18 protein-coding genes and 1 riboswitch are annotated in these 17,759 nt (G+C 76.0%); of the genes, 8 read left to right on the top strand and 10 right to left on the bottom strand.

Going from position 1 to position 17,759, the window contains the following annotated elements; all coding sequences use genetic code 11:
• Positions 1-2: 2 nt before the first annotated feature.
• Entirely contained in the window at positions 3-857 is an 855-nt protein-coding gene (locus tag H7X46_RS10625; protein ID WP_370588699.1) for an oxaloacetate decarboxylase, read from the bottom strand.
• Between the two features lie 130 nt (positions 858-987).
• Between H7X46_RS10625 and H7X46_RS10620 the strand changes: the two genes are divergently transcribed.
• The 4 genes from H7X46_RS10620 (at position 988) to H7X46_RS10605 (ending at position 5,441) form a co-directional block, all read left to right on the top strand.
• Positions 988-1,785: an IclR family transcriptional regulator gene (locus H7X46_RS10620; protein ID WP_370588698.1), complete on the top strand. Its 798-nt coding sequence runs from the start codon at positions 988-990 to the stop codon at positions 1,783-1,785.
• A 79-nt stretch (positions 1,786-1,864) separates the two neighbouring features.
• Complete coding sequence (locus H7X46_RS10615) at positions 1,865-3,250, top strand: precorrin-3B synthase (protein WP_186359242.1); 1,386 nt, start codon at positions 1,865-1,867, stop codon at positions 3,248-3,250.
• On the top strand, positions 3,247-3,885 hold the full coding sequence (locus H7X46_RS10610) for a precorrin-8X methylmutase (protein WP_186362583.1): 639 nt from the start codon (positions 3,247-3,249) through the stop codon (positions 3,883-3,885). Before H7X46_RS10615 ends, H7X46_RS10610 begins: the two co-directional genes overlap by 4 nt.
• A complete protein-coding gene (locus tag H7X46_RS10605; protein WP_186359241.1) occupies positions 3,882-5,441 on the top strand; it encodes a precorrin-2 C(20)-methyltransferase in 1,560 nt (519 codons plus the stop codon). The genes H7X46_RS10610 and H7X46_RS10605 overlap by 4 nt, the downstream gene beginning before the upstream one ends.
• A gap of 335 nt (positions 5,442-5,776) precedes the next feature.
• On the opposite strand, the gene H7X46_RS10600 is transcribed toward H7X46_RS10605, so the two are convergent.
• Both H7X46_RS10600 and H7X46_RS10595 read right to left on the bottom strand, forming a co-directional pair.
• Positions 5,777-6,403: an HAD-IA family hydrolase gene (locus tag H7X46_RS10600; protein ID WP_370588697.1), complete on the bottom strand. Its 627-nt coding sequence runs from the start codon at positions 6,401-6,403 to the stop codon at positions 5,777-5,779.
• Positions 6,404-6,424: 21 nt separating this feature from the next.
• Positions 6,425-7,189, bottom strand: a complete 765-nt coding sequence (locus H7X46_RS10595; protein WP_186359240.1) for a cobalt-precorrin-6A reductase — start codon at positions 7,187-7,189, stop codon at positions 6,425-6,427.
• 18 nt (positions 7,190-7,207) lie between these two features.
• Between H7X46_RS10595 and H7X46_RS10590 the strand changes: the two genes are divergently transcribed.
• Entirely contained in the window at positions 7,208-7,870 is a 663-nt protein-coding gene (locus tag H7X46_RS10590; protein WP_186359239.1) for a haloacid dehalogenase type II, read from the top strand.
• Between the two features lie 46 nt (positions 7,871-7,916).
• Here H7X46_RS10590 and H7X46_RS10585 read toward each other — a convergent pair whose 3' ends face one another.
• The 3 genes from H7X46_RS10585 to H7X46_RS10575 all read right to left on the bottom strand — a co-directional run bounded on the left by H7X46_RS10585 (position 7,917) and on the right by H7X46_RS10575 (position 10,422).
• The gene (locus H7X46_RS10585) at positions 7,917-8,654 is read right to left on the bottom strand and encodes an ABC transporter ATP-binding protein (RefSeq protein WP_186359238.1); all 738 of its coding nucleotides are present in this window, start codon (positions 8,652-8,654) and stop codon (positions 7,917-7,919) included.
• The gene (locus tag H7X46_RS10580) at positions 8,651-9,403 is read right to left on the bottom strand and encodes an ABC transporter permease (protein WP_186359237.1); all 753 of its coding nucleotides are present in this window, start codon (positions 9,401-9,403) and stop codon (positions 8,651-8,653) included. The genes H7X46_RS10585 and H7X46_RS10580 overlap by 4 nt, the downstream gene beginning before the upstream one ends.
• Positions 9,400-10,422: an ABC transporter substrate-binding protein gene (locus H7X46_RS10575; RefSeq protein ID WP_186359236.1), complete on the bottom strand. Its 1,023-nt coding sequence runs from the start codon at positions 10,420-10,422 to the stop codon at positions 9,400-9,402. Before H7X46_RS10575 ends, H7X46_RS10580 begins: the two co-directional genes overlap by 4 nt.
• Positions 10,417-10,529: riboswitch (TPP riboswitch) on the bottom strand. (Overlaps the previous gene by 6 nt.)
• A 149-nt stretch (positions 10,530-10,678) precedes the next feature.
• Here H7X46_RS10575 and H7X46_RS10570 point away from each other — a divergent pair.
• Positions 10,679-11,374, top strand: coding sequence for a hypothetical protein (locus tag H7X46_RS10570; protein ID WP_186359235.1), 696 nt, complete (start codon positions 10,679-10,681; stop codon positions 11,372-11,374).
• Positions 11,375-11,446: 72 nt separating this feature from the next.
• On the opposite strand, the gene H7X46_RS10565 is transcribed toward H7X46_RS10570, so the two are convergent.
• Positions 11,447-11,866: a hypothetical protein gene (locus tag H7X46_RS10565; protein WP_186359234.1), complete on the bottom strand. Its 420-nt coding sequence runs from the start codon at positions 11,864-11,866 to the stop codon at positions 11,447-11,449.
• A gap of 121 nt (positions 11,867-11,987) precedes the next feature.
• On the opposite strand from H7X46_RS10565, the gene H7X46_RS10560 reads away from it, so the two are divergent.
• Positions 11,988-13,676, top strand: a complete 1,689-nt coding sequence (locus tag H7X46_RS10560; RefSeq protein WP_186359233.1) for a choline dehydrogenase — start codon at positions 11,988-11,990, stop codon at positions 13,674-13,676.
• Between the two features lie 63 nt (positions 13,677-13,739).
• Here the strand turns inward: H7X46_RS10560 and H7X46_RS10555 are convergent, their stop codons facing one another.
• Positions 13,740-13,925, bottom strand: coding sequence for a hypothetical protein (locus H7X46_RS10555; RefSeq protein WP_186359232.1), 186 nt, complete (start codon positions 13,923-13,925; stop codon positions 13,740-13,742).
• A gap of 290 nt (positions 13,926-14,215) precedes the next feature.
• Between H7X46_RS10555 and H7X46_RS10550 the strand changes: the two genes are divergently transcribed.
• Positions 14,216-15,166 carry an EamA family transporter gene (locus H7X46_RS10550; RefSeq protein ID WP_186359231.1) on the top strand — a complete coding sequence of 317 codons (951 nt, stop codon included), beginning with the start codon at positions 14,216-14,218 and terminating at the stop codon, positions 15,164-15,166.
• Positions 15,167-15,190: 24 nt separating this feature from the next.
• Here the strand turns inward: H7X46_RS10550 and H7X46_RS10545 are convergent, their stop codons facing one another.
• Positions 15,191-16,921 carry a DEAD/DEAH box helicase gene (locus tag H7X46_RS10545; protein ID WP_186359230.1) on the bottom strand — a complete coding sequence of 577 codons (1,731 nt, stop codon included), beginning with the start codon at positions 16,919-16,921 and terminating at the stop codon, positions 15,191-15,193.
• Between the two features lie 156 nt (positions 16,922-17,077).
• Positions 17,078-17,716, bottom strand: a complete 639-nt coding sequence (locus H7X46_RS10540) for a class I SAM-dependent methyltransferase (protein WP_186359229.1) — start codon at positions 17,714-17,716, stop codon at positions 17,078-17,080.
• Positions 17,717-17,759 lie beyond the last annotated feature (43 nt).

The following is a 17,759-nucleotide window of genomic DNA, read 5'->3' as shown; positions in this document are numbered from 1 at the left end:
GGTCACACCACCGCCGCGGGCAGGTAGGCGTGCTGCTGGCGCTCGATCTCGTCCATCCCGATCAGTCCGATGAAGTCGTGGTGTCCCAGGCCGTCCGCGCTCACCGACGCCGGCGGCTCGCCCGCGGCCAGGCGCCGCAGGCAGTGCTGCGCGGCCCCGGTGACCGCCATCAGAACCTGCGTCGGCAGCAGGGCGAGCCGGACACCGACCTCATCCATGACATCGGTGGTGAACTCCCGCTCGGTCCACGCCGACGCAGTCAGGGTCGCGGTCAGTGGCACGCCGGCGACCTCCCGGCAACGGGCCCACTCCTCGACGGTGGAGAACGTCCTCGTCACCGGCATGATCATGTCGGCACCGGCCCGCACGTACGCCTCTGCCCGGCGCAGCGCCTCGTCGCCCCTCGCGTCGGTGCGTGCGATGACGATCATGTCACCGGCCGCGTCCTTCACCGCCCGGACCTTGCCCTCGGCCTCGGCGGTGTCGACGAGCTCGACCTCGGCGCCCGGGATCAACGGGCAACGCTTGGGCGAGCGCTGGTCCTCCATGAAGACCGCCGCCACCCCGGCGTCAGCGAACCGGCGAGCCGTCCGGGCCGCGTTGACGGCGTTGCCGTATCCGGTGTCGATGTCGGCGATCAGCGGCAGCGCGCTGGCTTCCCGCACGGTCCGGACGGCCTGCAGGTTTTCCGACATCGTGTAGAGCTCGGCGTCCGGGTAGCCCAGCGATGCCGAGATCGCGAAGCCGGATGCGCACAGCGCTCCGAAGCCTGCCTGCTCGGCCAGCCGTGCGGTCAGACCGTCCCACACGCCGGGGGCACGGACGAGGCCCCTGGAGATCATCTCGCGTAGTTCCACTGCACGCCTCCCTGTATCGTCATGCGATACGCGTTCCGAGAAATGTGGCCGGGCGGATGGCGCTCTGTCAAGGCACCGGCGCGAACCGGTCGATAATCTGGCGCAGGACGAGGCGACGAGGGAGGTGACCGTGGGCGGTGCGTCCCCCGTCGAGGGCGGTGACGCGACGAGCCGGGAGACCGTGGGTTCGGTCCTGCGGGCGTGCAGGCTGCTCGAACAGTTCGGCGCCCATCGGCCGGTGATCACGCTGGCCGAGCTGACGGCCGCGAGCGGGCTCAACAAGCCGACCGTGCACCGGCTCATGACCTCGTTCGTCGAGGCCGGATGGGTGCACCGGGACCCTGCCGGCGCGTACCGGATCCGGATGCCGGTCTTCGCCGTCGGCGCGGCGGCGCTGGCGGAGTTCGATCTGCGGACCGAGGCGCGCCCAGCACTCGAGGACCTCGCGGCACGGTTCGGCGACACAGCGTTCTTGATGGTCCCGTCGGATGCCGGCGCAGTCTGCATCGACCGGGTCGAGGGCGGGAAACCGCTGGTGGTCGCCGGTATCGGGATCGGGTCGGTGCTCCCGTACCACGCGGCGGCGGCTCCGGTGGTGATGACGGCCTTCGATCAGGCGATCCGGGAACGCGTGCTCGCCGCCGGTCTCGCCGCCTTCACCGAAACGACGTATGTCGACCCCGTCGCGTTCGCCGCACATCTCGACGAGGTCAGAGCCGCCGGTGTCGCCGTCAGCCGGGACGACTTCCTCCGGGGCGTGTCCGCGGTCGCGGCACCGGTGCTCGGCCGGGACCGCGCGCTCGAGGCCACGATCAGCCTGGGTGGCCGCAGCGAGGACTTCACCGGCCCGGAGGGCGACGTCCGGGCCGCCGCGGTGCGGAAGGCGGCGCGCCGGCTCAGCGCGGCCGTGGGTGAGCGGCCGGCCTGAGGGCGCGCCCGAGGTATGTGATCGATCCCGCCGCACCCGCACGGGGTCGGGCGGCGCGGTCCGTGCCTACAGTGACCGGGTGCCGACGACCGCCCGTACCCGCGCCGACGCCTGCCCGGGCGTCGTGTCGCCGCACCTCGCGGCGGACGGTGCGCTGGCCCGGATCCGGCTGCCCGGCGGCGTGATCACCGCGCCGGCGCTGCGCGCGGTCGCCCGGCTCGCGGCCGACGCCGGCGACGGCACCGTCCACCTCACCTCCCGCGGGAACCTGCAGCTGCGCGGCCTCGACCCGGCCGACCCGCGCCCGGTGCGGCGGCTCGCCGAGGCGGGGCTGCTGCCGTCGTTCACCCACGAGCGGGTCCGGAACGTCCTGGCCTCGCCGCTGTCCGGGATCCGCGGCGGGCTCGCCGACGTCCGCGGGCTCGCCGCCGCCGTCGACCGCGGTCTGTGTGCCCGCCCGGAGCTCGCGGCGCTGCCCGGCCGGTTCCTGGTCGCCCTCGACGACGGCCGCGGCGACGTCGCCGGCGAGCGTCCCGACCTGTGCTGGCGGGCGAGCGCCCCGGACGACGGCGAGCTGCACGTCGCCGGGAGCGCCACCGGCCTGCGCTGCACCCCGGGGTCCGCCCCGGCGCTGCTGGTGGACGCCGCGGCCGCGTTCCTGGACCTGCGGGCCGCGCACGCCGGCGACCCGGCCGCCCGGGCCTGGCGGGCCGCCGAGCTGCCCGGCGCGCCGGCGCGCATCGCCGCGGCCCTGGGCGGGAGGGCCGCGCCCGGCGCCGGTACGCCGCCCCGGCCGTCGCCGGCCGAGCCACCCGACGCCCCACCGGTCCCGGGCGACCACGCCGCCCGGGCGCCGGGGCCGCACCGTCCCGCCGGGCGGCTTTCCGATCGGGAGACCGCCGGACCACCCGTCGGCCCCCTCGGCGACCGGGCGCTCGGCGCCGCTCCGGTGCTCGGCGAGGTGTCCGCGGCCCAGCTGGAGCTGCTCGCCGGCCTCGCGCCGGAGCTGCTGGTCACCCCGTGGCGCTCCCTCGTACTGCCCGCCCCGGCCGGGGACGCGGCCGACCGGCTGCGCGCGGCCGGGCTGGTCGTGGACCCGGACCACCCGGCACTGCGGGTGAGCGCCTGCGCCGGGAGGCCGGGGTGCGCCCGGTCGCTGGCCGACGTCCGGGCCGACGCCCGCGAGCTGATCCGGCTGGCACCCGCCCGACCGGTGCACGTGGCGGGGTGTTCCCGCCGCTGCGGGGCCCCGCACACCCTGCACGCCGACGCCGTCGCCACCGGGCCGCAGGCCTACGAGATCGACGGCGACGGCCCGTCCGGCCCGCTGCACCAGGTGGCGGCCGCTCCAGCCGGCGCAGGGCGACCGTCCGCGACCCCGCTGCGCGACCCGACACCGCCCGATCCGACACCGCATCGCGGCGCGCCCCCGTCCCCGCAGGACCGACCGAGGAGTTCCCGCTGAGCGGCCACGACTACATCACCGACGGTGCCGAGATCTACCGGCGCTCGTTCGCCACGATCCGCGCCGAGGCGGACCTGTCCGGGCTGCCGCCCGGGATGGCCGACGTCGCCGTCCGCATGATCCACGCCTGCGGCCAGGTCGACCTCACCGCCGACATCGCGGCCTCCGCGCACGTCGTCGAGAACGCCCGCCGGGCGCTGAAGGCGGGCGCACCGATCCTGTGCGACGCGATGATGGTCGCGTCCGGGGTCACCGCGGCCCGCCTGCCCGCCGGCAACGACGTGGTCTGCCTGCTGCGCGACCCGCGCGTCCCGGAGCACGCCCGCGCGATCGGCAACACCCGCTCGGCGGCCGCGCTCGACCTGCTCGCGGACCGGTTCGACGGCGCGGTGATCGCGATCGGGAACGCCCCGACCGCGCTGTTCCACGTGCTCGACCTCCTCGACCGAGGCGCGCCGCGGCCGGCGGCGGTCCTCGGCATCCCGGTCGGGTTCGTCGGGGCCGTCGAGTCCAAGCAGGCCCTCGCCGCGCGCACCGACCTGGAGCACCTCGTCGTCCACGGCCGGCGCGGCGGGTCGGCGATCACCGCGGCCGCGCTCAACGCGCTGGCCCACGAACAGGAGATCCTCGCGTGAGCCCCGACGTACGACCTCCGGCGGAGGGGCCGGACGGCACCGGCACCCTGTACGGCGTCGGGCTCGGCCCCGGCGACCCCGAGCTGACCACGATCAAGGCGGCCCGGCTGATCCGCGACGCCGACGTCGTCGCCTACCACTCCGCCCGGCACGGCCGCTCGATCGCCCGCCGGATCGCCGAGCCGCACCTGTCCGGCACCGCGATCGAGGAGGCGCTGGTCTACCCGGTCACCACCGAGGTCACCGATCATCCGGGTGGCTACCAGGGCGCGATCGACGAGTTCTACGCCGAGGCGGCCGCCCGGCTCGCCGCGCACCTGGACGCGGGCCGGGACGTCGTCCTGCTCGCCGAGGGCGACCCGCTCTTCTACGGCTCCTACATGCACATGCACAAGCGGCTCGCGGGGCGCTACCGCACCGAGGTCGTCCCGGGGGTCACGTCGGTCAGCGGGGCCGCGGCCGCGCTCCGGCAGCCCCTCGTGGAGCGCGACGAGGTGCTCACCGTGCTGCCCGGCACGCTCCCCCGCGACGAGCTGGCCCGCCGGCTCGCCGGCACCGACGCGGCCGCCGTGCTCAAGCTGGGCCGGACGTTCGGCACCGTCCGCGACGCCCTCGCCGACGCCGGCAAGCTGGACCGGGCCCGCTACGTCGAGCGGGCCACGACGGCCGACCAGCGCACCGGCGAGCTGGCCGGCGTGGACCCGGGCGAGGTCCCGTACTTCGCGGTCGCGCTGGTCCCCGGCGAGGTCGCCGCCTCCGTCCCGGACGGGGCCGGCCCGGCCCCCGCCCCGGGGCCGGGCGAGGTGGTCGTGGTCGGGACCGGTCCGGCCGGGCGGGACTGGCTGACCCCGCAGGTCGCCGCGGCGCTGGCCGAGGCCGACGACCTCGTCGGGTACGGCCCGTACCTGGACCGGGTGCCGGCGAACCCGCGCCAGGCCCGGCACCCGTCGGACAACCGGGTGGAGGCCGAGCGGGCGGCGCACGCGCTGGACCTGGCCGCGTCCGGGCGGCGGGTCGCGGTCGTCTCGGCCGGTGACCCGGGGATCTTCGCGATGGCCGCCGCCGTGCTGGAGGTGGCGGCCGGGCCGAAGTACCGCGACGTGCCGGTACGGGTGCTGCCCGGGCTGTCCGCGGCCCAGGCGGTCGCCGCCGCGGTCGGCGCCCCGCTGGGTCACGACCACGCGATGATCTCGCTGTCCGACCGGCTGAAGCCCTGGGACGTCGTCGCCGGCCGGCTGCGGGCGGCCGCGTCCGCCGACCTCGCGATCGCGATCTACAACCCGCGGTCGAAGGCCCGGCCGTGGCAGGTGGGTGCGGCCCGCGACGTGCTGCTGGAGCACCGTTCCCCGGACACGCCGGTCGTGCTGGGCCGCGACGTCGGCGGCCCCGGTCAGCGGGTCACCGTCACCACGCTCGGCGCGCTGGATCCGGAGCTGGTCGACATGCGCACGCTGGTGATCGTCGGGTCGTCGACCACCCGGGTCGTGGAGCGGAGCGGCGAGCCGGTCGTCTTCACGCCACGCCACTACGGGCCGGGCAGGACGACGACCGGCTGAGCGCGGCACGTTCCGCGGAACGCGGACCGTGCCGTGACCCGGCCCCACGTGGGACGCCGGCGAGCCCGCGGTCGGGCCCGCCCGCCGCTCCGCGCTCCCGGCAGGTGCGTTCCGCCTGCGGGGCGAGCAGCACGATGCCGCCCGACCCGGGGCGAGAACGCGCAGATCGACGCGCCGGGCGCACCCGAGCAGCACGTTCTCGCCCACCCGGGGCCGAGCGGCCGCCACCGGAGGGGATTCCGCCGGCCACTACCCGGCGGCCCCGGCAGCGCCCGCGGCGGACCCGGCTCAGCCGGCGACGGTGCGCGCGGGTCGGGCGTCGCGGTCCGGCCGGGTCACCGGCCGGCCGCGACGGCGATCCCCAGCATCCCGGCCAGATCGTGCAGGTCGGACGGCCGCAGGTCCCCGTCCAGCCCGCGCAGCGCCGCGGTCCGGGCCCCGGCCGCGCGCCCGGCGGCGAGCCCGGCCTCGGCGTCCTCGACGACCAGGCAGGCGCCCGGCTCCACCCCGAGGGCGGCGGCCCCGGCGAGGTAGCTCTCCGGGTCGGGCTTGCCGCGGGCGACGTCGTCCCGCGCGACGAGGACGGGCGCGTCGATCCCGGCCGCGCCGAGCCGGGCCCGGGCGAGCCGGCGGTCCGCGCTGGTCACGACGGCCCACGGGATCCGGGCGGCGTCGAGGCCGGCGAGCAGGGCGTGCGCGCCGGGCAGGGCGCGGACGTCGTCGAGGTCGTCGTACTGCAGCTCCAGCTGCCGGGCCGCGGCGGCGTCGAGCGCGGCACCGTCCAGGTCGGGCCGCAGCACCCGGATCGTGCCGTCCGACGGGACACCGTGGGCCACCGCCGCCAGCGCGGACTCCGGCACGCCGAACTCCCGGGCCCAGCTCGCCCAGGCGCGGGCCACGGCCGCGTCGGAGGAGATCAACGTGCCGTCCATGTCGAAGAGCACCGCGTCGAGCACCGCCACCCCTTTCCTCGCGCAGCGAGTCTATCGGAGGAGCCGGCCGAGCAACGCGGCCACCGCGCCGTCCACGTCGGCCGCGTGGGCGACCCCCGCCGGCAGCGGCGGCCGGTCCACCACGACGACCGGCACCTCGCGCTCGCGGGCCACCGCCAGCTTCGGTGCCGTCGCCGCCCCGCCCGAGTCCTTGGTGACCAGCACGTCCGGCCGGATCTCCGCGAACAGGGCCCGCTCGGCGTCGAGGTGGAACGGGCCGCGGTCCAGCAGGAGGGTGTGCCGCCGGGGCAGCGGCGGCTCCGGCGGGTCGACGGCGCGGATCCAGAACGCGGCGTCGACCGGCGCAAACGACGCGAGCCCGCCCCGGCCGGTCGTGAGCAGCACCCGCCCGTCGCGGCCGGGCAGCAGCGCGGGCAGTGCGGCGGCGGCCTCCCCGACCGAGGCGGCGCGGTGCCAGCGGTCCCCCGGCCCGGCCGTCCACCCGGGACGGCGCAGCACGACCAGGGGCACGCCGGCGGCGGTGCACGCGGCCGCGGCGTTGGCCGTCATCCGGGCCGCGAACGGGTGCGTGGCGTCGAGCACCCCGGCCACCCGTTCCGCGCGGAGGTGCGCGGCGAGGCCGTCGGCGCCGCCGAACCCGCCGATGCGGACCTCACCGTCGGGCAGCCGCGGGCTGCGCACCGCCCCGGCCAGCGACGACACCACCCGCACACCGTCGACGCCGGACAGCGCGGCGGCCGCGGCCCGTCCCTCGGTGGTGCCGCCGAGTACGAGCACCGTGCGCGGATCGCTCACACCCGCCAGGGTAGGCGGATGGCGATCACGACCGTGGTGTTCGACGTCAACGAGACCCTCTCCGACCTCACGCCGCTGCACCGGCGGTTCGGCGAGATCGGCGCGCCCGACTGGTCCGGGCCCTACTGGTTCGCGACCACCCTGCGCGAGGGCATCGCGCTGGCCGCGGGCGGCGAGCTGCGGCCCTTCGCCGAGATCGGCCGGGAGACGGCGGCGCAGCTGCTGCGCCGGCTCGGCGTGCGCTGGGCCGACGCCCGCGCCCGCGAGCTGCTGGAGGCGTTCCTGGAACTTCCGGTCCACCCCGACGTCCACGACGGCGTCGCCGCCCTGCGCGCCGCCGGGCTGCGGCTGGTGACGCTGTCCAACGGCGCCACGGCGGTGGCGGAGAAGCTGCTCTCCGACCACGGGCTGCGCGGGCAGTTCGACGCGGTCCTGTCCGTGGAGGACGCCGGTCTCTGGAAGCCGGCCCGGGCCCCCTACGAGTACGCGCTGCGGACCTGCGGGGTCGCCGCGTCCGAGGCGGTCATGGTCGCGGTGCACCCGTGGGACCTGCACGGCGCCGGCCGGGTCGGGATGGCGACCGCGTGGCTGGACCGGGCGGGCGAGACCTGGCCGGGCCACCTGGACCCGCCGACCCACACCGTGCGGGCGCTGCCGGAGCTGGCGCCGCGGCTGGCCTGACCGGGCCGGGCGCCGCCGGAGCAGGCGGCGCGGCCGGTTCCGGGGGTCAGGCCCGCAGCGCGTCCAGCAGCTCCGCCTCCACGGCGGCCAGGCGCGGGTCGGTCAGCACCGTCCGCGTCCGCGGGCGGGGCAGGTCCACGACGACCTCGGTCCGCACCGTGGCCGGGCGCGGCGAGAACACCAGGACCCGGTCGGCGAGGAACGCGGCCTCCCGGACGTCGTGCGTGATGAGCAGCATGGTCCAGCCGTAGCGGGACCGCATGTCCTCGAGCCACTCCTGGGTCTCCAGGCGGGTGATGGCGTCCAGCGCGCCGAGGGGCTCGTCGAGCAGCAGCGCCGAGTGCCCGCCGACCACGGTCCGCAGCAGCGCCGCCCGCTGCCGCATCCCGCCGGAGAGCTCGCCCGGCCGGGCGTTCTCGAACCCGGCCAGGCCGAACGGTGCGAACAGCGCCCGCGCGCGCTCGCGGGCCTCCCGCCGGGGCACCCCGGCGACCTCCAGCCCGAGCGTGGTGTTGTCCAGCACGGACCGCCACGGGAACAGCAGGTCCTGCTGCGGCATCAGCCCGAACGGCGCCCCGCGCACGGCGGTGTCGTCGACCTCGACGGTGCCGCGCACGTCGGCCCCGTCGAGGATCCCGGCCAGCGCCCCGAACAGCGTCGACTTGCCGCACCCGGACGGCCCGACGATCGCGACGAACTCCCCGGCGACCACGTCCAGCGAGACACCCGACAGCACGTCGAGGTCGCCGTAGGACACCGACAGGTCCCGCACCGCCACCTTCACCGGTGATCACCCCGGTACCAGGGCGTGACCAGGCGTTGCACCAGGTAGGTGAGCCCGAACAGGGCCACCGAGAGCACCGCGGTCACCCCGACCGCGGCCAGCACCAGGTCGGTGCGGAACTGGTTCTTCTGCAGCTGCATGAAGATCCCCAGCCCGGCGCGGGCGCCGACGTACTCGGCGAAGATCGCCCCGGTGACCGCGTAGGTGATCGCGATCCGCAGCGCGGTGAAGAACGACGGCAGCGCGCCCGGCAGCCGCACGTAGCGGAACCGCTGCCAGCGGCTCGCGCCCATCGAGCGCAGCAGGGCGGTCGCCGACCGGTCGGTCGCGGCGAACCCCTCGATCAGCCCGACGGCGACCGGGAAGAACGTCACCAGCGCGATCACGAGGACCTTCGGCAGCAGCCCGAAGCCGAACCAGAGGATGAGCAGCGGGGCGATCGCCACCACCGGCAGGGTCTGCGAGGCCACCAGCAGCGGGGTCAGGGCGCGGCGCAGCCACGGCGAGAAGTCGACCGCGACCGCGATCGCCCAGGCCACGGCCAGCGACACGGTGAAGCCGATCGCCGTCACCTGGATCGTGGGCAGCGTGTTCGCCCACAACGCGGACCGGAACGCCCAGCCCTGCTCGACGACCCGCAACGGCGACGGCAGCACCTGCGGCCGGACACCGGTCAGCGTCACCGCGAGCTGCCAGGCGACCAGCAGCGCGGCGACGAGCAGGGCGGCGGGGGCGAGGCGGCGGGTCATGGCGCGAGCAGGTCGTTGGTGAACCACGTCGTGAAGTCGGGCTTCTGCCGGACCGGTTTCCCGTCCGGGCCGGCGACCGTGCCGGTGTCGTAGAGGAATCCGGAGAACCGGGCCCACTGCTCGGGGGTCTGGTGCCCGACCCTGCCCTGCGGGTCGCGCAGGAAGCTCCCGGCGAGCATCGCGGCGCCGCGGTCGACGAGCTCGTCGGAGGTGAACGCGCCCGGGTTGGCCTCCTTGAGCATCCGGGCGGCCGTGGCCGGGTCGTCGGCGGCGAGCCGGTAGCCGCGCTGCACGGCCTGGACGAACGCGCGCGACCGGTCGGGGTCGTTCTTCAGCACGGTGGAGTTGGCGATCAGCAGGACGTTGTAGGCGTCCGGGAAGCCGTAGTCGGTGTAGCGGAAGGTCTTGACCGGTTCGCCACGCAGCTGCGCCTCGATGCCCTCGACGTTGACGAACGGCTCGGTGAAGTCGGCCTGGCCGGCGTAGAGCGCCTCGTAGGCCGCGGTGTTGAGCACCTCGGTGCGGAACTCTCCGCGGCCGCCGTCGGCCTTGATCACGGCCTGCATCTTCGGGATCTCCCCCGGACCGCCGAACCCGGCGTACACCTTGCCGTCCAGATCGCGCGGGCTCCGGATGTCGTGCCGGTCGGCCTTCACCGCGATCTCGGTGGCCCAGTGCTGCAGGATCGCCATCACCGAGGTGATGTCGGCGCCTGCGGCCTTCGAGAACGTGAACGAGTCCTGGAAGCTGATCCCGAAGTCGGCGGCCCCGCTGGCGACCAGGGTGTCCGGCGAGGTCGCGTTGTAGGGCAGGAACTCGACGTTCAGCCCGGCCTCGCGGAAGTACCCGGCCTGCTGGGCGGCGAACAGGCCGATGTGGTTGGTGTTGGGCGTCCAGTCCAGCGCGACCCGGATCGGCGGCCCGCCGGGCTGCTGCGGCGCGGTCTCGCCGGCCGCGCAGCCGGACAGCGCCAGCAGCAGCGCGACGAGCAGGACGAACGGACGGGCACGTGACAGCACGAGGACGGGCCTCCCTACGCCGGTGTCAACCGGATCAGGTTCGAACGGTCGACGGCCGGTCCTGCCGCCCTCTCAGCCTCGGTGCGCGGGCTCCCGCGGTACGGGCGATCACTCTACGCGGGTGCGACCGCCCGGACCACTCCCCGTGGGTGACGGACAGTGATCGTGGTCGGCCGGTCGGCCCACGGCTCAGCCGGATCGTTATCCTCCGGACCCGAACGACGACGCTGCGTGACGGCACGTGAGGAAGGACGACATGGCGGTCTCCGGCCCCCGCGGGCGCTCCCCGTCCGACCCGACGGCCGCGCTCGTGCGCGTGGCGCTGCAGGCGGGGGCGACCCCGGTGGCGCACGTCGACGTCGCCGCCCTGCTGTCCGGGATCTGCGTGGCGCTCGTGCCGGCGGCCGGGGTGGCGGGCGCGACCCTGCTGCTGCGGGAGCCGGCCGACCCGCGCGACCCCGAGGGGCGGCGGGTGTTCGGGTCGGACACCGCGGCCACCCGGCTCGGCGAGCTGCAGCGCCGGGCGGACGCCGGTCCGGGGCCGGCTGCCGAGCGCGGCGACCGCGTGCTGCTCACCCCCGACCTCACCCGGTCCGGGCCGCCGGAGCTCGCCGCGGCGGCGGCCGGCTGCGGGCTGGTGCGGTCGCTCACGGTCCCGGTGCCGCTCGCCGGCCGCCCGGCGGGGGCGCTGCAGCTGCTGGCGCGCGCAGGGCCCGGTGGCGACCGGCTGACCGAGCACCTCGCCACCGGGCTGCGGCCGGTGGCGGCGGCACTGGCGGCCCGGATCGGCGACGTCCGCGAGCTGGCCCGGCTCGAGGCCGAGGTCGCCCGGGCGGCGGAGCGGGCCCAGGCCCGGGTGCCGGCGCCGCGGCTCCCGGAGGTGGAGCGCACCGGACCGATCCCGCACGTGCCGGCACCGCGGCGGGCCCGGCACCGCCGGCGGGATGCCTGAGGCCCGGCGGCCGAGGGCCGAAGCAGCAGCACTGAGGCCCGGCGGCCGAGGGCCGAAGCACGCAGCACCGACTCAGCGCCCGGGGTCCTCCCCAGCCGCCCGCTCCCCCTGCACCTGGACGTGTTCCTGCAGGTAGGACGACACGCGCTGGCGGCTGACGCCGAACAGCCTGCCGATCCCGGCGATCGTCTCGCCCTCATCGTGCAGCGCGACCGCCTCCTCCCGGCGGAACCGCCCGCCGACGGCGCCGAGGCCGTCGAGCGCGCGGGTCACGCTCTCCACGATCAGCGGCCGCTTCTCCCGCGGCACGATCTCCCGCCAGCCCAGCCCCTCGGCGCGCAGTGCCTGCAGTTCCCGCACCCGTTCCCGCGCGGACTCCAGGTCCGCGATCGACGCCTCCAGCTGGGCGCCCAGCGCGGCCAGTGCCGCGTCGGCGCCGCCGGGCGCCGCACGCGCACCGGCCGTCCGGTCGCCGTCCCCCGCCGTCGTCACGCCACGGAGCCTACGGGTCCCTCATCGCCGGTCCGGTGCGACGCGTACCGTGACAGCCGCAAGGGGGGTTGCGCCCCTGGAGGGGTCACTCGCGGCGCCGGTCGCGGATCGGGAGGAACGGATGGCGCGCTACGACGTCGTCATCGTCGGTGGCGGCTCGGCCGGCGCTGTGCTGGCGAACCGGCTCAGTGCCGATCCGGCCCGCCGCGTGCTCGTGCTGGAGGCCGGCCGGCCGGACCACCGCTGGGACCCGGTGATCCGGATGCCGGCCGCGTTGTCCCGGGCCTGGGGCAACCCGCGTTACGACTGGTGCTACACCACCGAGCCTGAGGCGGGCCTGGCCGGCCGACGGCTCGCCGTCCCGCGAGGGAAGGTGCTCGGCGGCAGCAGCAGCATCAACGGCATGGTCTACCAGCGCGGCCACCCCGGCGACTACGACCGGTGGGCCACCGGCGCGGGGCTGGCCGGCTGGAGCTCCGCGCACTGCCTGCCCTACTTCCGGCGCCTGGAACGGCGACTCTCCGAGCACCGCATCGCGTTCGACGCCGACGGCCACGGCCCCCAGATCCTCGAGCGGGCCCCGGCCGGCGGGCTGCTGAACGACGCCTTCCTCATCGCGGCCCGCCAGGCCGGGCACGCCGTGGTGGACAACGTCAACGGGCCGGTGCAGGAGGGTTTCTCCCGCACCGAGCGGACGATCTTCCGCGGCCGTCGGTACTCGGCCACCGACGCCTACCTGCATCCGGTGTCGACGTCCCGGCCGAACCTGCAGGTCCGGACCGGGGCCGCCGTGCGGGAGCTGTTGTTCGACGCCCGGGGCAGGCGGGTGACCGGGGTCCGGTTCCGCGCCGCGGACGGATCCACACACGACGTCGACGCGGGCGAGACGATCCTCTGCGCCGGTGCGATCGCCACCCCGCAGCTGCTGCAGGTGTCCGGGATCGGCGATCCGGCACACCTGGCCACGCTCGGGGTCGAGGTCCGCGCCGCGCTCGGCGGGGTCGGGGAGAACCTGCAGGACCATCTCGCGATCCACCTGCAGCACTCCTGCCTGCAGCCGGTCTCGCTGTCCACGCACCGACGCGTCCACCGACTGCCCGGTGCCGCCGCCCGGTGGGTCGTCTCGGGCACCGGCATCGGGGCGAGCAACCACTTCGAGATCGGCGGGTTCGCCACGACCTCGCTCGGCGCCGGGATCCCGGACGTCATGATGCTCTTCGCCCCGGTGGCGATGCGGTTCGCGCCGGACGTGCGGCCGACCGGGCACGGGTTCGAGCTGCACGTGAGCGTGATGGCCGGCGACGCCCGCGGCACCGTGCGGGCCGTCTCACGCGACACCGCCGTCCCGCCGGCGCTGCGGATGAACTACCTGGCCACCGCGGACGACCGCCAGCGCTGGGTGGAGGCGGTCGCCATCGCGCGGGACGTCCTCGCCCAGCCTGCGTTCGCCGGGCTGGGCGGGGGCGAGACCTTCCCGGGACCGCGGGTCCGTGCCCCGGAGCAGGTGCTCGACTGGGTCGCCCGCAGGGCCCAGAACGGCCTCCACCCGACGAGCACCGCGCGGATGGGCACCGGCGAGGGCGCCGTCGTGGATCCGGCGACGATGCGGGTGCACGGTGTCGGCGGGCTCCGCGTGGTCGACGCCTCGGTGTTCCCGGACGTGCCGAACGCCAACACCTACGGGCCGGTCGTGATGGTGGCCGAGCGGGCGGCCGACCTCGTCCTCGGGAACACACCGCTGCCGCCGGACCCGCCGATCACCGCGGCACCGCCCGACCGGGCGGGTGCGGCCGAACTCGTCCGGCACTGAGACACGGACGGGGCGGGGATCCGCAGTGGATCCCCGCCCCGTCCGATCAGGTCTGTACGGGCCTCACTCCCCGCTCTGGACCTCGACACCCGACTCACGCAGCTTGTCGGCGTGAGCACGGCCGTGGTGGTTGCAGAACAGGAGTTCCCCACCGGAGGGCAGGATCGCGCGCACCTTGGCCGCCGCACCGCAACGGTCACAGCGGTCGGCGAGGGTCAGTTCGGGCCGGGTCAGCGTTTCGGGCTGCATAGCGGTCTCCCTCCGTCGCGGCGGCGGGGCTCGGGCGGCCCCTCCGCCGTATCACTGTGACGACCGCACCAGGCGGATCGCCCACACCTAAACAGACGCTTGAAGCCCCTGCACGTGTTCCCGGGGCGCGTCGCGACGACCGTCACGTTTCGGAGGTTCCGATCCGGGGTCGGTGACGCCGCGATGTACCCGCGGTGACCGATTGCGTATGAAGTTGACTACGCGTGAATCATGAGGGGACGGAGCCGCTCGTGCAAGCGCTCGACGTCGCCACGGTGTGTCGCCGTATCGTGACCCAGGTGAGCGCTCGGCCGATCGGAGACCGGATACCCGCTCCGCTCCTCTTCCTGGCGGGCGGGACCACGATGTACGTCGGTGCGGCACTCGCCGTAGGCCTGTTCGACCGCTTGGCGCCGTCCGCGGTGGCCGAGCTGCGGCTGATCGGAGCAGCGCTGGTCCTGCTGGCCTGGCGGCGCCCCGGCCGGGACGCCTGGCGCGGTGTCCGGCTGGTCCGGGCCGGCCTGTTCGGGCTGGCCACGGCGCTGATGAACGTCGCCTACTACGAGGCGATCGCCCGGCTCCCGCTCGGCACCGCGGTGGCGATCGAGTTCACCGGCCCGGTGCTGGTCGCGGCCCTGGCCTCGCGCCGGTTCCGGGACGTCGGGGCGGTCGTGCTGGCCGCTGCGGGCGTGCTGCTGATCGCCGACGTCCGCTGGTCCGGCAGCCCGTCCGGTGTGCTGTGGGCGCTCGGCGCGGCCGCGATGTGGGCGGCCTACGTCCTGTTGGGCAAGCGGGTCGCGCGGGCCGGCAACGGGATCGACGACCTGGCGACCGGGTTCGCGGTCGCGGCCGTGCTGCTGGCGCCGCTGCTGCTCGCCGGCGGCGCCCGGTCGGACACCGCGTTCGGTGTGGCGAACCTCGCACCGCTCGCCGATCCGCGGGTGCTCGCCCTGTCCGTCGGGCTGGGGGTGCTGTCGTCGGTCGTGCCGTACGTCCTGGACCAGGTCGTGCTGCGCCGGGTCGGGCAGGCCCGGTTCGCCGTGCTGCTGGCGCTGCTGCCGGCGACGGCGACCCTGATCGGGCTCGTGCTGCTCTCCCAGCTGCCGGGCGCGCTGGAGGCCCTCGGCATCCTGTTGGTGATCGCGGCCGTGGCGCTGCGGTCCCGGGACGGCGACGAGCCCGTCCCGGAGCCGGCGGGCGACCGGGTGCGGACCGGCGACACCGGCCCCCTCCCGGGCTGACCGCTCCGGGGCGGGCGGGAGCGGTCAGCGCCAGGAGCGCAGGGTCGCGATCCGCTCCTCGAGCTGCTCGATGGTCGCCATCGCGACCGGCGGCCCGCCGCACGCCTTGCGGAGCTCGTTGTGGATCGCGCCGTGCGGCTTGCGGGTCTTGTGGTTGTGCAGCGCGACCAGCGTGTTCAGCTCCTTGCGCAGCGTCTGCAGCCGCTCCCGGACGCTCACCGTGCCCCGCTGCGACGGCGGCGGGGGCGTCGGCTCGGTCGCCGGCGTCGCGCGGGCCTGGGCCCCGGTGCGCGGCGAGCCCTTCTCGATCCACTCGGCCTGCCGCTTCGACAGCAGCGTCCGCACCTGCTCGGGTTCGAGCAGCCCGGGCAGCCCGAGGTAGTCCTCCTCGTCGGCGGAGTAGGTCGCGCCCTCGTAGATCAGCTGGTCGAGCTCGGCGTCGGCGCCCAGCGAGGTGAACGCCTTCTCCTGCTCGCCCGGTTCGTCCTTGACCTTGTTGGCCTCGACGAGCTCGGCGTCGTTCCAGGTCTCCTCGGGGCGCTGCGGCTTGCCGAGGACGTGGTCGCGCTGCGCCTCCAGCTCGCTGGCCAGCCCGAGCAGGACCGGCACGCTGGGGAGGAACACCGAGGCCGTCTCGCCGGGCCGCCTCGACCGCACGAACCGGCCGATGGCCTGGGCGAAGAACAGCGGGGTCGACGCCGACGTCGCGTACACCCCGACCGCCAGCCGCGGCACGTCGACGCCCTCGGACACCATCCGCACCGCGACCATCCACCGCTCCCGGGACTCGGCGAACTCGGCGATCCGGTCCGAGGCGCCCGCCTCGTCGGAGAGCACGACCGCGGGCCGGTCCCCGGTGATCCTCTGCAGGATCGCCGCGTACGCCCGCGCGGTCGTCTGGTCGGAGGCGATCACCAGGCCGCCGGCGTCCGGCATGCCGCCGTCGCGGTGGCTCTGCAGCCGCCGGTCGGCGGCGGCGAGCACGGACGGGATCCAGTCGCCGGACGGGTCGAGCGCGGTCCGCCAGGCCATCGCCGTCTGCTCGCGGGTCAGCGGCTCGCCGAGGCGCGCCGAGATCTCCTCACCGGCGCTGGTCCGCCAGTTGGAGGTGCCGGAGTAGGCCAGGAACACCACCGGCCGCACGACGTTGTCGGCGAGCGCCTCGGCGTAGCCGTACTGGTGGTCGGCGCGGCTGCGCGGGGCGCCGTCGACGTCCGGGACGTACTCGACGAACGGGATCGGGTTGTCGTCGGACCGGAACGGGGTACCGGTCAGCGCGAGCCGCCGGGTGGCCGGCTCGAACGCCTCGTAGACGGCATCGCCCCAGGACTTCGCGTCACCGGCGTGGTGGATCTCGTCGAGGATGACCAGCATCCGCCGGTTCTCGGTGCGGTTGCGGTGCAACATCGGGTGCGCCGCGACCCCGGCGTAGGTGACGGCGATGCCCTGGTAGTCGCGCGACGTCCCGCCGGTGGCGTTGCGGAACTCCGGGTCGATCGCGATCCCGGCGGAGGCGGCGGACGCGGCCCACTGGTACTTCAGGTGCTCGGTCGGGGTGACGACCGTCACCGCGTCGATCACCCGGTCGCGCAGCAGCTCCGCGGCGACCCGCAGCGCGAAGGTCGTCTTTCCCGCGCCGGGGGTCGCGACGGCGAGGAAGTCCCGCGGCGCGGTGGCGAGGTAGCGGGCGAGCGCGCTGCGCTGCCAGGCGCGCAGCGGGCGGGTCTCCGGCGACACGAGCTGGGCTTGCGACACACGTCTCCCCTGGTCCGTGGGTCGTTCCCGGACGGGAACCTGCGAGCCCCGCCGGCTTCGGGGGGTCGACGGCGACCGGCCGCGGGGCGCCGATCAGGGTAGCCCGGCGGCCGCCCCCTGCTCGGACGGGTGGGCGCGTGTCGGCGCCCACGCAGGTCAGGCCCGCGGCGCGCGTCCCGGCCGGGGACGGCGCGCCGTGATCACGAACGCCGGCGGCAGGTTCGCGAGCACCGAGCGCCCCACGACGACCTCCTCGAAGGCCTCCGCCAGCCGCTCCCGCAGCCGCCGGGCCGGGGGCAGCCGCCGGGTCCAGGTGTAGCCGAACTGGGTGAACGCGCCGTCCGGGTGCAGCGACCCGGCGAGCACCTCGGTGAGCCACGGGCGCTGCGCCGGGGAGGCGGCCCACGGCAGCCCGGAGACGATCACGTCGGCGCCGCCGAGGCCGCGTTCCTCCAGCAGCCGGGGCAGCTCGCCCGCGTCGGCGACGGCGACGTCGAGGCCCGGGTGCCGGTGCTGCAGCAGCTCGGCCAGCCGCGGGCTCAGCTCGATCGCGAGCTGGTGCCCGCGGCCGTCGAGCCGCCGCGCGATGACGTCGGTGAACGCCCCGGTGCCGGCACCCAGCTCGACGACCACCGGGTCGCCGGTCTCCGGCACCGGCGCGCCTGCGGCCGCGGCGAGCGCCGGGGAGCTGGGCAGGCAGGATGCGGTGCGCACCGGGTGACGGAGGAACTCGCGCAGGAACGCACCGGAACCGATGGGGGCGGTCGCGGGCCGGGCGGCGGGCGTCGTGGTCATCGGCACCACGCTGCCCGGTCCGCCTGACCGCCCGGCGACACCG

Origin of the sequence: Pseudonocardia sp. C8 (assembly GCF_014267175.1) — a bacterium.
Classification (GTDB): Bacteria; Actinomycetota; Actinomycetes; order Mycobacteriales; family Pseudonocardiaceae; genus Pseudonocardia.
The sequence above is the reverse complement of the archived record's forward strand: the minus strand, read 5'-3'. Positions and strand labels throughout refer to the sequence as shown.